Source organism: Aeromicrobium wangtongii, assembly GCF_024584515.1.
Taxonomy (GTDB): Bacteria; Actinomycetota; Actinomycetes; order Propionibacteriales; family Nocardioidaceae; genus Aeromicrobium; species Aeromicrobium wangtongii.
The window spans coordinates 565,722-580,365 of the sequence record NZ_CP102173.1; the positions used below are offsets into that span (position 1 = coordinate 565,722).

The 14,644-nt window shown below is 70.1% G+C and carries 13 protein-coding genes; 10 read left to right on the top strand and 3 right to left on the bottom strand.

Translation table 11 applies throughout. The features are described 5' to 3' along the window. The first annotated feature begins 15 nt into the window (after positions 1-15). Positions 16-1,050, top strand: coding sequence for a YihY/virulence factor BrkB family protein (locus tag NQV15_RS02900; protein WP_232398105.1), 1,035 nt, complete (start codon positions 16-18; stop codon positions 1,048-1,050). An 86-nt stretch (positions 1,051-1,136) separates the two neighbouring features. Then, complete coding sequence (locus NQV15_RS02905) at positions 1,137-1,532, top strand: cold-shock protein (RefSeq protein WP_232398106.1); 396 nt, start codon at positions 1,137-1,139, stop codon at positions 1,530-1,532. Here NQV15_RS02905 and NQV15_RS02910 read toward each other — a convergent pair. Continuing rightward, a complete protein-coding gene (locus tag NQV15_RS02910; protein ID WP_232398107.1) occupies positions 1,529-2,977 on the bottom strand; it encodes an MFS transporter in 1,449 nt (482 codons plus the stop codon). The two genes, NQV15_RS02905 and NQV15_RS02910, sit on opposite strands and share 4 nt — an antisense overlap. A 60-nt stretch (positions 2,978-3,037) precedes the next feature. On the opposite strand from NQV15_RS02910, the gene NQV15_RS02915 reads away from it, so the two are divergent. After that, positions 3,038-3,784, top strand: a complete 747-nt coding sequence (locus tag NQV15_RS02915; RefSeq protein ID WP_232398108.1) for a DUF3027 domain-containing protein — start codon at positions 3,038-3,040, stop codon at positions 3,782-3,784. 86 nt (positions 3,785-3,870) lie between these two features. Further along, on the top strand, positions 3,871-5,454 hold the full coding sequence (locus NQV15_RS02920) for an MDR family MFS transporter (protein WP_232398109.1): 1,584 nt from the start codon (positions 3,871-3,873) through the stop codon (positions 5,452-5,454). Between the two features lie 80 nt (positions 5,455-5,534). Here NQV15_RS02920 and NQV15_RS02925 read toward each other — a convergent pair whose 3' ends face one another. Then, positions 5,535-5,942, bottom strand: coding sequence for a DUF2530 domain-containing protein (locus tag NQV15_RS02925; RefSeq protein ID WP_232398110.1), 408 nt, complete (start codon positions 5,940-5,942; stop codon positions 5,535-5,537). A 60-nt stretch (positions 5,943-6,002) separates the two neighbouring features. Here NQV15_RS02925 and NQV15_RS02930 point away from each other — a divergent pair, with 60 nt between their 5' ends. The 3 genes from NQV15_RS02930 (at position 6,003) to NQV15_RS02940 (ending at position 9,076) form a co-directional block, all read left to right on the top strand. Continuing rightward, a complete protein-coding gene (locus NQV15_RS02930; RefSeq protein WP_232398111.1) occupies positions 6,003-7,007 on the top strand; it encodes an SMP-30/gluconolactonase/LRE family protein in 1,005 nt (334 codons plus the stop codon). A gap of 88 nt (positions 7,008-7,095) precedes the next feature. Further along, positions 7,096-8,535, top strand: a complete 1,440-nt coding sequence (locus NQV15_RS02935) for an NCS2 family permease (protein ID WP_232398112.1) — start codon at positions 7,096-7,098, stop codon at positions 8,533-8,535. A gap of 22 nt (positions 8,536-8,557) precedes the next feature. Then, complete coding sequence (locus tag NQV15_RS02940) at positions 8,558-9,076, top strand: gamma carbonic anhydrase family protein (RefSeq protein ID WP_232398113.1); 519 nt, start codon at positions 8,558-8,560, stop codon at positions 9,074-9,076. 22 nt (positions 9,077-9,098) lie between these two features. Here NQV15_RS02940 and serC read toward each other — a convergent pair whose 3' ends face one another. Beyond that, positions 9,099-10,205: a phosphoserine transaminase gene (gene serC, locus NQV15_RS02945; RefSeq protein ID WP_232398114.1), complete on the bottom strand. Its 1,107-nt coding sequence runs from the start codon at positions 10,203-10,205 to the stop codon at positions 9,099-9,101. 41 nt (positions 10,206-10,246) lie between these two features. Here serC and NQV15_RS02950 point away from each other — a divergent pair, with 41 nt between their 5' ends. From NQV15_RS02950 to scpA, 3 genes are all read left to right on the top strand, one after another. Then, the gene (locus NQV15_RS02950; protein WP_232398115.1) at positions 10,247-10,564 is read left to right on the top strand and encodes a hypothetical protein; all 318 of its coding nucleotides are present in this window, start codon (positions 10,247-10,249) and stop codon (positions 10,562-10,564) included. 63 nt (positions 10,565-10,627) lie between these two features. Then, positions 10,628-12,454 carry a methylmalonyl-CoA mutase family protein gene (locus NQV15_RS02955; RefSeq protein ID WP_232398116.1) on the top strand — a complete coding sequence of 609 codons (1,827 nt, stop codon included), beginning with the start codon at positions 10,628-10,630 and terminating at the stop codon, positions 12,452-12,454. Then, positions 12,451-14,634, top strand: a complete 2,184-nt coding sequence (gene scpA, locus NQV15_RS02960) for a methylmalonyl-CoA mutase (protein WP_232398117.1) — start codon at positions 12,451-12,453, stop codon at positions 14,632-14,634. The genes NQV15_RS02955 and scpA overlap by 4 nt, the downstream gene beginning before the upstream one ends. Positions 14,635-14,644 lie beyond the last annotated feature (10 nt).

A 14,644-nucleotide genomic window follows, 5' to 3' on the forward strand; every position in this document is an offset into this window, starting at 1 on the left:
GGCAGGCTTTGCGGCGTGGACATCGCCGACGCGTCGCACCCGACGACGGCCGACGACGTCCCGCGGCCCGTCGGCCGGATCGACGCCTTCCAGCGCAAGCACCGCTTCATCGGCGTGCCACTGGCCATCGTCTACAAGTACTTCGACGACCAGGGCGCCTACCTGTCGGCGATCATCACGTACTACGCCTTCATCGCGATCTTCCCGCTCCTGCTGCTCAGCACGTCGATCCTGGGATTCGTCCTGCAGGACAATCCGGGGCTGCGCAACCGACTGCTCGACTCGGCCCTCAGCCAGTTCCCGATCGTCGGCGACCAGCTCGGCCGGCCCGAGGGTCTGCAGGGAAGCGCCGGCGCGATCGTGGTCGGCGCACTGACCGCGACCTACGGCGCGATGGGGCTGGGGCAGGCCCTGCAGAACGCGGCCAACATCGCCTGGTCGGTGCCTCGCAACAGTCGCGCCAATCCCATCCTGCTGCGGCTGCGCAGCCTCGCCTTCCTCCTGGTCAGCGGCCTGGGGGTCATGGCGTTGGCGATCGTGACGTCGGTGCTGTCCAACCCCGGTGTGCTCGGGACCGACCTCGGGCCGACGCTGGGATGGTTGGTCAGGCTGGCCAGCTTCTTGCTGACGGTGGTCATCTTCGCGTCGATCTTCCGCCTCGTCAGCCTGGGTCGCGCCCGCCTGCGGGCGGTGCTGCCGGGCGCCTTCGTGACGGGGGTGTTCTGGCAGGTCCTGCAGTTCGTCGGCAACACGTACGTGCGCGAGGTCATCGGCAAGGCCGACAACCAGGTCAACCAGACCTTCGCGCTGGTGCTGGGCCTGGTGGCGTTCATCTACATCGCGTCGATCATGGTCGTCATGGGCCTGGAGGTGAACGTCGTCCTGAGACGGCGCCTGTACCCGCGGGCCCTCCTGACCCCGTTCACCGACAACGTGATCCTCACCGAGGCCGATGAGCGGGCCTATGCGGCCTACGCCAAGTCGCAGCGGCACAAGGGGTTCGAGACGGTCGAGGTGACCTTCCAGAAGCGATCGGACGGGTCCGTCTGACGATCGGGGCGCACATGGTGGGCCCGGACCACTACGCTGGTGAGGACGACATCTGTCGTCCCGGACAGCGATGCGAAGGTGACACCATGCCCACGGGCAAAGTGAAGTGGTACGACTCCGAGAAGGGCTTCGGCTTCCTCAGCCGCGACGAGGGCGAGGACGTCTACGTCCGCGCCGATGCGCTGCCGGACGGCGTCACGTCCCTGAAGGCCGGATCGCGCGTCGAGTTCGGCATCGTGCAGGGCGGCCGGGGCGACCAGGCGCTGCAGGTGCGCCTGCTCGACCCCAAGACCTCCGTGTCCCGCTCGCAGGCACAGGCGCGGCGCAAGGACCCCGAGGCCATGGCGGTCATCGTCGAGGACCTCATCCGCATGCTCGACACGATCGGTGAGGGCTACCGGCACGGCCGCCACCCCGATGCCAAGAAGGCCAAGCCGGTCGCGCAGGTGCTGCGCGCCGTGGCGAGCGAGCTCGAGCTCTAGGAGCCCGTCGGCGTCCGGCTGCCGTCGCGATCTGCCGCGGCGGCGAGCCGGGAGCGCTGGAGGACGAAGACCAGCCACCCGATCAGCAGCGCGCCGATCACCAGAAGGCCGATGCGGGGGGTCGCGTCGAGGCTGAACAGCCCGATGCCGATCAGGCCACCGGTGACCCAACCCAGCTGGAGCAGGGTCTCGGAGCGGGCGAACATGCTGGTGCGGACGCGCTCGGGGACGTCGCGCTGGATCATCGCGTCCAGGCTCAGCTTGCCCAGCGACTGGCAGATGCCGACGGTCAGGCCCAGGATCACCGCGGTCCACCAGGTGAACAGCACCCCGACGGTCGCCAGCACCGCGACGTCGAGCACCAGCACGCCGACCACGACCTTCTCCGGTCGCCGGGTGCTCGCGGCCGAGCCGATCAGCGTGCCGATCGTGTTGCCGGCGCCGGCGCCGCCGATCACGAGCCCCAGCAGGATCGTCGGATTGCCGTCCCAGCCCATCGAGGCGGGTGGCTCACGCAGCGTGAACGCCATGAAGATGGTCAGGAATCCCGACAGCAGCCGCAGCCCGGCATTGCTGCGCAGCCCGTTGACGACCGAGCGCGTGATGCCGTGGCGCCGGCGCGTCGCCCCAGCGGTGGCCGTGAGCTCGATGGGCTCCTCGCCCTCGCTCGAGTCGACCTTGGCCGGGAGCAGGATCGCCAGCACGGTGCCGACCGCGAACAGCAGCGCTGCGTAGCGCAGGGCCCACTCCGCGCCGATCGTCGCTGCGCCGACTGCGATGGGCGCGGAGATCGCCGCGGCTCCGGTGCCGGTCAGCGAGATGCGGGAGTTGGCCTTGACCAGGGTGAAGGACTCCGGCAGCAGGCGGGGGACCGCCGACGCTCGGGTCACGCCGTACGCCTTGGACGAGACCAGGCAGCCCAGGGCGGCGAAGTAGAACGCTGGTGACTCATCGACCACGGCGCCGGCGAGCACCCAGCAGCAGAAGGCACGGATCGCGAGCGTGGCGCCGATGGCCCAGCGGCGGCCGCGGCGGAACCGGTCGAGGAACGGGCCGATCAGCGGGGCCACGACGGCGAACGGCAGCATCGTCAGCACCAGGAACAGGGCGACCTGACCGGTGGCCTCGCCGGTGGGGACGGTGAAGAACAGCGTGCCCGCCAGCGAGATCGCGACGGCCGCGTCGCCGGCGGTGTTGAAGGCGTGCAGCTCGAGCAGGCGCGAGAAGCCGCTCTCGCCGGCTCCGCCGGAGTGCGTGAAGCGCCGGGCACCGCCGAAGGCCGCGCTGCCCCCCTTGGCGAGGGCACGTCCGGTGCTGCGGGAGGCCCGGCCCACGGAGCGGGCGGCGCGGCTCAGTCCGGAGGACCGTGGCGTGTCGGCGCCGGACCGCTCTCCTGGGTACCCGGGATCGGTCGCGTGGTCATACGGCCAGTCGCGCTCCTCCATGCCGCCCATCCTGCCGCACCCCGGCACGCCATGTGCCACGACATGGGCGACAATGGGGGAATGCCCATCGATGACCAGCTCGCCGCCGCCGTCGCCATCGCGCGCGCCGCACTCGACGAGGCCACTGACGCAGCCACGATCGGCGATCACGTGGGTGTCGTCGAGGATGGCGAGCGCCTGGTCTCGCACCACTTCGCCTGCCGCAAGGCGGGATACACCGGCTGGTACTGGTCGGTCAGCATCTCGCGCGCACCCGACAGCGACCGGGTCACGGTCAACGACGTCGTGCTGCTGCCCGGCGACGATGCCATCACCGCTCCGGCCTGGACGCCGTACCGCGAGCGCATCCGCCCCGGCGACCTGAGCCCCGGCGACGTCCTGCCGCCCGACGAGGACGATGCGCGTCTGGTCCCTGCCTGGTCCGCCGGCGACGGCGAGGAGCAGACCCCGGACCGGTTCTTCGCCCGCGAGGTGGGCCTCGGTCGCGAGTGGGTGCTGTCCCTCGAGGGTCGCGAGCTGGCTGCCGACCGCTGGCAGGCCGGTGAGCAGGGTCCTGAGGCGGCGATCGCCCAGCAGGCTGCCGCCTCGTGCCACTCCTGCGGGTTCATGATCAGCCTGGCCGGCCCGCTCTCGGAGCGGTTCGGCGTGTGCGCCAACGGAATGGCCAATGACGACGGTCGGGTCGTGTCGTTCGAGCACGGCTGCGGTGCCCACTCCGGCGCCCGCCTCAGCCGATCGGCCGGTGCGCAGAAGCTGCCGCCGCCGGCCTTCGACACCCTCACTGTCGACGAGGTCGACAACTTCTGAGCTCCACCGCGGAACGCCCTTCGTGACCCTCGTCACGGAGGGCGTTCCTGGTTGCGCGCCGGGCGGCCCCGACCTATGGTTGCTGCATGCAACTAGAGGATGATCCGAAGGCCGTCGCGCCCGAACGGGTCGAGCAGTCAGCGCCCGAGTCGTACACGCACCGCGAGATCATGGAGATCCTGATCGGCCTGCTGGCTGCGCTGTTCACGGCGATCATCAGCTCGACGATCGTGTCGAACGCCCTTCCGACGATCATCGCCGACCTCGAGGGCTCGCAGGCCCAGTACACGTGGGTCGTGACGGCCTCGTTGCTGGCCATGACGGTCTCGACGCCCGTCTGGGGCAAGCTCTCGGACCTGTTCAACAAGAAGCTGTTGGTGCAGGTCTCGATCATCGTGTTCGTGATCGGCTCGGTGTTCGCAGGGCTGTCGCAGAACGTTCCCGAGCTCATCGCGATGCGTGTCGTCCAGGGCATCGGCATGGGCGGCCTGACGGCCAACGCCCAGTCGATCATCGGCTCGATCATCCCGCCGCGGGAGCGTGGTCGCTACAGCGGCTACCTGGGCGCCACGATGGCCGTCGCGACCGTCAGTGGACCGCTGGTCGGCGGCGTCATCGTGGACACCCCGGGGCTGGGCTGGCGCTGGACGTTCTACGTGTGCGTCCCGCTCGCCCTCGTGAGCCTGGTCATGCTGCAGAAGCACCTGCACATCGCCACGATCCGTCGCCGGGTCCAGGTCGACTACTTGGGCATCGTGCTCATCGCGATCGCTGCGAGCCTTCCGCTGCTGTGGGTCTCCTTCGCCGGCGACAGCTTCGCCTGGATGTCGTGGCAGAGCGCGGCCTTCGTCGTCGGCACGATCCTCGCGTGGGTCCTCACGGTCCGCGTCGAGCTGCGCCACCCCGAACCCATGGTGCCGATCGGCGTCATCCGCGAACGCACCACGGCACTGGCCATCATCGGCAGCATCGCCGTCGGCGTCGCGATCTTCGGCGGCTCGGTCTTCATCGGCCAGTACTTCCAGGTCGCCGGGGCGCGCACTCCGACCCAGGCCGGTCTGCTGACCATCCCGCTGATGCTGGGCTCCCTGGTCGGCACGCTGCTGTCGGGCCGCCTGATCACCAAGACGGGCTTCTGGAAGCGGTTCCTCGTGCTCGGCTCCGTGCTGCTGATCATCGGTCTGGCGCTGCTCGCGACGATCGACCACCGCACGCCGGAGTGGCACGCGATGGTCTTCCTGGGCTTCGTCGGGCTCGGCATGGGCATGCTGATGCAGAACTACGTGCTGGTCGTGCAGAACACCGTCGACGTCTCGCAGGTGGGAGCCACCAGCGCCGTCGTGGCGTTCTTCCGGTCGCTGGGTGGCGCCGTCGGCGTCTCCGTGCTGGGCGCGATCCTCGCCGCGCAGGTCAAGGACGATGTCACGTCCAAGCTGGCAGCGCTCGGCCCGGCCGCCAGCTCGGCCGGTGGCGGGTCCCTGCTGGACGTCAAGAACCTGCCGCCGCAGGTCGCCGAGATCGTCCGTGAGGCCTACGGTGACGCGACCGGCACGATCTTCCTGGTCGCGGCGTGCATCTCGGTGGTCAGCCTGGTCACGGCGCTGCTGATGAAGGAAGTGCCGCTGCGCACCACGCTGCACAAGACGGACGACGTCGACGCCAACGCCTGAGTGCCCCAGATCCCCGCTGGGCCTGACGTTTTGACCGACACGTACGGCGTGTCGGGGTCAAAACGTCAGGCCCAGCGGCGTCAGTCGCCCTTGCGGCGGCGGCCGGGCTGCATGCGCAGGGCGTTGCGGCGCCGGCGGCAGTACTCGATGCCGATCAGGCCGAGGCCGAAGCCGGCGACAGCCGTCCACAGCCACCACGTGCGGCCCTCCTCGTCGAGGGTGCCGAGGAACGGCAGCAGCGCGAGGACGACGACGCCCCAGGCGATCGTGCCGACGGTCATGGTGCGGACGCCGTCGACGTCCATCGGCTCGACCTCGGCGACGCGGTGCGTCGTGCGTCCGATCTCGAGCTCGGTGACCTCGGGCCGGCCGAACTCGTGGCGACGGGCGGCGCGTTCGAGGCGCGCGAGCTCGCGGTGCCCCATCTTGCGCTCGATGGTCTCGGGACCATCTCCCTGCTGGATGACCCAGTCGTCGCTGTCGCTCACCCCGCCAGCGTACCCGCCGCGACGACGGGCCCATCGTCGTCCTGTCATGCTTGAGGTGTCATGAATCCGCGCCATCGCCGCCTGCTCATCCCGGGCCTGCTCATCGCCCTGCTCGTCGTCGTCGTGATCGCGTCGCTGGCCGGCAAGGCCGACGCCGCGACGGACGGGCCGCAGCGCGTCAGCACGCTGGACGATCCCCGGATCAACGAGTCCAGCGGCCTGGTCCTCAGCATCGACGACGCGGACCGTGCCTACACGATCAACGACTCGGGCAGCGCGCCGATCGTCTACGCGCTGGACGTGCCGAGCGGACGCACCGTGGGCACCACACGGGTCGATGCGGACCTGGTCGACACCGAGGCGCTGTCGATCGACGCCGAGGGCACGCTGTGGATCGCCGACACGGGCGACAACCGGTCGACGCGCACCGATGCCGCGCTGTACTCGCTGCCTGCCGCGGAGCAGGGCAGCGACGCGGCGGCGGTGACCCGGTACCCGGTCACGTACCCGGGTGGGCCGATCGACGTCGAGGCGCTGGCGGTCGACCCGCGCACGGGTGACAAGTTCCTGATCAGCAAGGGCCTGTTCGGCGGCACCGTCTTCTCGCTGCCCGATCCGCTCGTCGCGGACCAGCCCAACGAGGCGGTGGCGATGAAGGGTGAGGTCCCCGGGCTGGTCACCGACGCGGCGTTCACGAAGGACGGCCGCCACGTCGTGGCGCGCACCTACACCTCGGCGTACCTGCTCGACCCCGCCACGTGGGACAGCGTCATGTCGATCGACGTCCCGTCGCTCGAGCAGGGGGAGACGCTGGCGACCGAGCCCTCCGGACGCTCGTTCCTGGTGGGCAGCGAGGGCGCCGGCTCCCCGATCGTCCGGGTGTCGTACTCGCCGCCGGCGCCAGCACCGGACCCCACGGCGTCGGTGGCCGCTGTCCAGCCGCCGGTGGCCGCGAAGGAACAGGCCGCGGGCGGCAACGGGTTCCCGGGTGCGACCTGGTTCTGGGCGTTGGTGGTCGTCGGCCTGCTCACGGCGATCGGCGCCGCGGCCACGCGCAGATCCTGATGCGGCGCGATGCCGGCGATCCGGGTTGGGCCATGCCGATCACGTCTGGCATGCTACTGCCGTTAAGCACCGCCGTGACAGGAGTGGCATGACCAGCACGATCGAGAAGTACTTCCAGATCTCGCAGCGCGGATCCACCATCGCGCGGGAGGTCCGGGGCGGCGTCGTCACCTTCTTGACGATGGCCTACATCATCGTGCTGAACCCGATCATCCTGGCCGGCGTGGCCGACGAGGAAGGCAAGTTCCTCGGCGGTGGCACCGAGCCCGGCTCCGGCTTCGCCACGATCGCCGTGTGCACCGCCCTGGTCGCCGGCGTGCTGACGATCCTGATGGGTGTCGTGGCCAACTTCCCGCTCGCGCTCGCGGCCGGTCTGGGCCTCAACGCCTTCGTCGCGTACTCCGTGGCGACCCAGATGACCTGGGCCGATGCGATGGGCCTGGTCGTGCTGGAGGGCATCATCATCCTGGTCCTGGTGCTGACCGGATTCCGGAAGGCCGTCTTCGACGCCGTCCCCGCCCAGCTCAAGACCGCGATCGCCGTGGGCATCGGTCTGTTCATCACCTTCATCGGCCTGGTCGACGCCGGCTTCATCCGCACGACCGGCAACGCCTCCCCGCCCATCGGCATGGGCATCGGCGGCAACCTGGCCGGCTGGCCCGTCCTGGTGTTCTGCATCGGCCTGCTGATCATGATCGCGCTGTACTCGCGGGGCGTGCCCGGTGCGATCCTGATCGGCATCGCCGTCACCACCGTGATCGCCGGCATCGTGCAGTGGCTGGCCGACGTCCCGGCCAGCGGCGGCGATGCGACGTCCAAGGGCTGGAACCTCAACGTCCCGGGGTGGCCCGAGAACGTGGTCGCCAAGCCCGACTTCTCGCTGCTCGGCGAGTTCTCCCTCTTCGGCTCGATCGAGCGGGTCGGCTTCGTCACCGCCGCGCTGCTGGTCTTCACGCTGCTGCTCGCCGACTTCTTCGACACGATGGGCACGATGACCGCGATCGGCAGCGAGGCGAAGCTCAACGACGCCGAGGGCACGCCGCCGAATGCGCAGCGCATCCTGGTCGTCGACTCCGTCGCCGCGATCGCCGGTGGCGCGGGCGGCGTCTCGTCCAACACGTCCTACGTCGAGTCGGCCGCCGGTGTCGGCGACGGGGCACGGACCGGTCTGGCCTCGGTCGTGACCGGCGTCCTGTTCCTGCTGTCGACGTTCTTCGCGCCGCTGGTCGAGCACATCCCCAACGAGGCGGCCGTCCCCGCGCTCGTCCTGGTCGGCTTCCTCATGATGAGCCAGGTCAAGGGCATCGACTGGGACGACATCGAGATCGCCATCCCGGCCTTCCTGACGATCGTCCTGATGCCGTTCGCGTACTCGATCACCGCAGGCATCGGCGCCGGGTTCATCGCCTACGTCCTGATCAAGGTGGTCAAGGGCAAGATCGCCGCACTGCACCCGCTGATGTGGATCATCACGGCCATGTTCGTGCTCTACTTCGCGATCGACCCGGTCAGCAACTGGATCAGCTGACATCGCGGGTAGGTTGTCCGGCATGTTGATCGCACTCGGAGACAAGGTCCCCCAGGTCGCGGAGAGCGCGTGGATCGCGCCGACCGCCGTGCTCGCCGGATCCGTCCGGATCGGCGAGGGCGCGAGCGTCTGGTACGGAGCCGTGCTCCGGGCGGACAACGAGCCCATCACGATCGGCGCGCGCAGCAACGTGCAGGACAATGCGGTGTTCCACGTCGACGCCGGCAAGCCCGTCGTCCTGGGCGAGGGTGTCTCGGTCGGCCACGGCGCGGTGATCCACGGGGCGACCGTCGGCGACCACGTCCTGGTGGGCATGAGCGCCACGATCATGAACGAGGCCGTCATCGGCGCCGAGTCGCTGATCGCGGCGGGCGCCCTGGTGACCGAGGGCATGGTCGTCCCGCCGCGCTCGCTCGTGGCCGGGGTGCCGGCCAAGGTGCGCCGTGAGCTCACCGAGGCCGAGATCGACAAGCTGCACCGCAATGCGTCGATCTACGAGGAGCACCGCGAGCTGCACCGCAGCGACACCGTCCTGGACTGAACCCGCCCGGCCCGGGGCGGACCTAGAGGTTCGCGACCACGTGGTCGATGCAGCGGGTCAGCTGCGTGACGTCATCGGGCTCGATCGCGGGGAACATCGCGATGCGCAGCTGGTTGCGGCCCAGGCCGCGGTAGCTGTCGACGTCCACGATCCCGTTCTCGCGCAGGTGACGGGTGACGTCTGCCTGCTCGACGCCGTCCAGGTCGATCGTGCCGACCACCAGGGAACGCTCGGACGGGGCCGGCACGAACGGTGAGGCGTACGAGGACGACTCGGCCCACGTGTACAGGCGCGACGAGGAGTCAGCGGTCCGGCTCACCGCCCAGTCCAGCCCGCCGTGCCCCAGCAGCCACTGCACCTGGTGCTCCATCAGGAACAGGGTAGCCAGCGCTGGGGTGTTGTAGGTCTGGTTCTTGCGCGAGTTGTCGATCGCCACCGGGAGGTCCAGGAAGCCCGGGATGTGCCGCCCGCCCGCCTTGATGCGCTCGGCCCGCTCGATGGCGGCGGGCGACATCAGCGCGATCCACAGGCCGCCGTCGGAGGCGAATCCCTTCTGCGGCGCGAAGTAGTAGACATCGGTCTGGTCGATGTCGACCGGAAGCCCGCCGGCGCCCGAGGTGGCGTCGACCAGCACCAACGCGTCGTCGTCGGCGCCGACGGGGCGGACGACCGGGGTCATGACACCCGTCGACGTCTCGTTGTGGGCCCAGGCGTAGACGTCGATGCCCTCGGAGGCCTGGGGGACGGGGTGGGTGGACGGATCCGTCTCGAGGATCTCCGGCGCCTCCAGGAACGGGGCCTTCTGGACGGCTGTCGCGAACTTGCGGGTGAACTCGCCGTGCACGAGATGCTGCGAGCGCCGCTCGATCAGGCCGAACGTCGCAGCGTCGAAGAACGCATGCGAGCCGCCGAGGCCCAGCACGACCTCGTAGCCGTCCGGGAGCGTGAACAGCTCTGCGAGGCCCTCACGCAGCGAGCCGACCAGGTTCTTGACCGGCGCCTGGCGGTGCGAGGTGCCCATCAGTGTCGTACCGGTCGCGGCGAGGGCATCGAGTGCCTCGACCCGGATCTTCGAGGGGCCGGACCCGAATCGTCCGTCCTGGGGCAGCAGCTCGGCGGGGATCTTCACGCGCCCAGTGTCTCAGGACCGCGGCCCGTAGGGTTGTCCGCGTGTGGACATGGGTGGACGGGGCCGAGGACATCGTCGAGGACGGCGGTTTCGCCGTGGGGGACGCGGTGGCGTGGCCGGCGCTGACGCGCGACTTCGACGAGCTGCTGCCGCAGCTGCCCGACGGGCTGGAGGCGGAGGTGACCAGTGCCGTCGACGACGGTGGCGACACCGAGATCGCCGGCACGATCTCGCGCATCGTCATGCTGACCGGCCGGCGCCGCATGCTGGCGCACGAGATCAGCGCCACGCCCGCCGAGCACGTGCAGGTCCTGGACATGGCCGGCTTCCTCGTGCACCTGGATGCGACCGGGGCGTAACGCGCTCGTCACATGCGTCACATTGGGTGGCCCGCCCCAGCGGTAGTTCGTACGATGCCCCCTATGGCATCTGACCCTTCGGCAAGCCCGAAGCCCCCCGCGGTCGAGGTTCCCCTCTCGAAGGGGCTGGAACACACCCAGCAGGAGTGGGAGAAGGCCACCGCCGCGGTGCTGCGCAAGTCGCGCCGGCTCGCCGAGGACGCGCCCGACTCCGATGTGTGGAGCGTCCTGGCGACGACGACGCTGGACGACATCTCGGTCACCCCGCTGGGGACGCCGGCGCTGAGCGCGGATCTTCCCGACGGTGGGCTGCCCGGCCAGGCGCCCTACACCCGCGGCACGACCGCGACGCGCGAGCTCGGCGGGTGGGACGTCCGCGCGTGGTTCACCGATCCCGACGTCGAGCGCACCGCCAAGGACGTCGTGACCGACCTGGAGAACGGCGTCAACTCGCTGTGGATCTCCGCGGGCACCGGCGGCGTGGCGATCGACGCCCTCGCCACGGTCCTCGAGCCGGTCTTCGTCGAGCTCGCGCCGATCGTCCTGGACGCCCCGTTCGAGCCCCTCGAGGCGGCCCGGGCGCTGGCCGCCGTGATCGCCGACAAGGGCGTCGCCGCGGCGCCCGGCACGAGCTTCGGCGCCGATCCCATCGGCGCGGCCTTCCGGGGCCGCGGGGTGGTCGACTTCGACGCCACGGTCGAGATCGCCCGCCTCGCGCAGCCGCTGGGCGCCCGCGCGATCACGGTCGACGCGACGGCCGTGCACGATGCGGGAGCGTCCGACGTCCAGGAGCTCGCATACTCCCTGGCCGCCGGCGTCCAGTACCTGCGCATCCTGACCGAGGCCGGCTTCGGCGTCGAGGAGGCCGCCGGGCTGATCGACTTCCGCTACGCCGCGACCGACGAGCAGTTCCCGACGATCGCCAAGTTCCGTGCCGCCCGCCGGCTCTGGAACCGGGTGGCCGAGCTGAGCGGCGTCACGACCGCCGCCGCCGGTCAGCTGCAGCACGCCGTGACGTCCCGGCCGATGATGGCCTCGTACGACCCGTACGTGAACATGCTGCGCACCACCGTCGCCGCCTTCGCCGCCGGTGTCGGCGGGGCCGCGGCCGTGACGGTCCTGCCGTTCGACGAGCCGCTGGGCCTGCCCGAGCCGTTCAGCCGCCGCATCGCCCGCAACACCTCGAGCCTGCTGATCAGCGAGTCCCACGTCGGCGCGGTGACCGATCCCGCCGGTGGTTCGCACGCCGTCGAGAAGCTGACCGACGACCTGGCCCGCGCGGCCTGGGAGCTGTTCGGCCGGATCGACGCCACCGACAGCCTCGAGGCCGCGCTCGACCTGGTGCGCTCGACCGTCGACGCGACGGTCTCGGAGCGTGCCCTGGCCATCGCGCGTCGTCAGCGCCCGATCACGGGCGTCTCGGAGTTCCCGAACCTGCACGAGCAGCTGCCGCAGCGCCGCCCGTACCCCAGCCCGCTGACGGTGCACCGCTACGCCGGCGAGTTCGAGGCCCTGCGCGACGAGCCCGCCGACAAGCCGGTGTTCCTGGCCGCCATGGGCCCGATCGCGAGCCACACGGCACGCGCGACGTTCGCGGCCAACCTGTTCGCCGCCGGTGGTGTCGACACCGTCGTGGGCGGTCCCACCGAGGGGGTCGACGACGTGCTCGCGGCCTACGAGGAGGCGGGACGTCCCGCCGTCGTCTGCCTGGTCGGCCACGACAAGGCCTACGAGGCGTGGGGTGCCGACCTGGTCACCGCCCTGCGCGAGGCCGGGGCGACCCACGTGGTCCTGGCGGGGAAGATGGACGTGGGCGCCGACATGACCGTGGCGGTGGGCGTCGATGCGCTGGCCTTCCTCCGTTCGATCCGAGAGGAGCTCACCCGATGAGCATCCCGAGCAACTTCTCCGGCCTGCCGCTGGATCCCGAGCAGCCGTACCAGCCGGATCCGGAGACGTACGCCCGTGCGACCGACGGCGCGGAGCCGTGGGCCTCGCCCGAGGGCATCGATGTCGAGGGCCTGTACACCGCAGCCGACCTGGAGGGTCTGGACGCCACCGACACCTATCCGGGCCTCACCCCGTTCCTGCGCGGCCCGTACCCGGCGATGTACACGACCCAGCCGTGGACGATCCGCCAGTACGCCGGCTTCTCGACCGCCGAGGAGTCCAATGCCTTCTACCGCCGCAACCTGGCCGCCGGCCAGAAGGGCCTCTCGGTCGCCTTCGACCTGGCGACCCACCGCGGTTACGACTCGGACAACCCGCGCGTCGTCGGCGACGTCGGCATGGCCGGTGTCGCGATCGACTCGATCTACGACACCCGCAAGCTGTTCGAGGGCATCCCGCTGGACGAGATGAGCGTCTCGATGACGATGAACGGCGCCGTGCTGCCGGTGCTCGCGCTGTACATCGTCGCCGCCGAGGAGCAGGGCGTGCCGCCCGAGAAGCTGTCGGGGACCATCCAGAACGACATCCTCAAGGAGTTCATGGTCCGCAACACCTACATCTACCCGCCGGCGCCGTCGATGCGGATCATCTCGGACATCTTCGCGTACACCGCGCAGAAGATGCCGCGGTTCAACTCGATCTCGATCTCCGGGTACCACATCCAGGAGGCCGGGGCCACGAACGACCTCGAGCTGGCGTACACGCTGGCCGACGGCATCGAGTACATCCGCGCGGGCCTGGACGTGGGCCTGGACATCGACGCATTCGCGCCCCGCCTGAGCTTCTTCTGGGCGATCGGCATGAACTTCTACATGGAGATCGCCAAGATGCGGGCGGCGCGTGCCCTGTGGGCGCAGCTCGTGGCGGACTTCAACCCCAAGAACCCCAAGAGCCTGAGCCTGCGCACCCACAGCCAGACGTCCGGCTGGTCGCTGACCGCGCAGGACGTCTACAACAACGTGGGCCGCACCGCGATCGAGGCGATGGCCGCGACGCAGGGTCACACCCAGTCGCTGCACACCAATGCCCTCGACGAGGCCATCGCGCTGCCGACCGACTTCAGCGCCCGCATCGCCCGCAACACCCAGCTGCTGCTGCAGCAGGAGTCCGGCACGACCGACATCATCGACCCGTGGGGCGGCTCGTACTACGTCGAGCGGCTGACCCACGACCTGGCGAACCGGGCGTGGGCGCACATCCAGGAGGTCGAGAAGGCCGGCGGCATGTCCAAGGCCATCGAGGCCGGCATCCCCAAGATGCGCATCGAGGAGGCCGCGGCCCGCACGCAGGCGCGCATCGACTCCGGCCAGCAGGCGGTCATCGGCGTCAACACGTACCGCCTGGCCGACGAGGACCCGCTCGAGGTGCTCAAGGTCGACAACAAGGCCGTGTACGCCTCGCAGATCGCCAAGCTCGAGCGGCTGCGCGCCGAGCGCAACCAGGACGATGTCGACGCAGCGCTGGCGGCCCTGACCCGCAGCGCCGAGCGCGGCTCCGCCACGGACGGGTCGCTGGACGACAACCTGCTGACGCTGGCGGTCAACGCCGCTCGCGCCAAGGCCACCGTCGGGGAGATCTCGGACGCCCTGGAGAAGGTCTACGGGCGCCACCAGGCCGTGATCCGTACGATCTCAGGTGTGTACCGCACCGAAGCCGGCCAGGCAGGCAACGTCGCCAAGGTCATCGAGACCACCGAGGAGTTCGAGAAGGCCGAGGGGCGCCGTCCCCGCATCCTGGTGGCCAAGATGGGCCAGGACGGCCACGACCGCGGCCAGAAGGTCATCGTGACGGCCTTCGCCGACATGGGATTCGACGTCGACGTGGGCCCGCTGTTCTCGACGCCCGAGGAGGTCGCCCAGCAGGCGATCGACGCCGATGTGCACATCGTCGGCGTGTCCTCGCTCGCGGCAGGTCACCTCACCCTGCTGCCGGCGCTGAAGAAGTCACTGGAGGAGCTCGGTCGTCCCGACATCATGGTCGTCATCGGCGGCGTCATCCCGCCCGATGACGTGCAGACGTTGAAGGACATGGGCGCGGCCGCGGTGTTCCTGCCGGGCACGGTCATCGCCGACTCGGCACTGGACCTGCTCGACAAGCTCCGCACGACCCTCCAGTCGTGACGGGACAGCG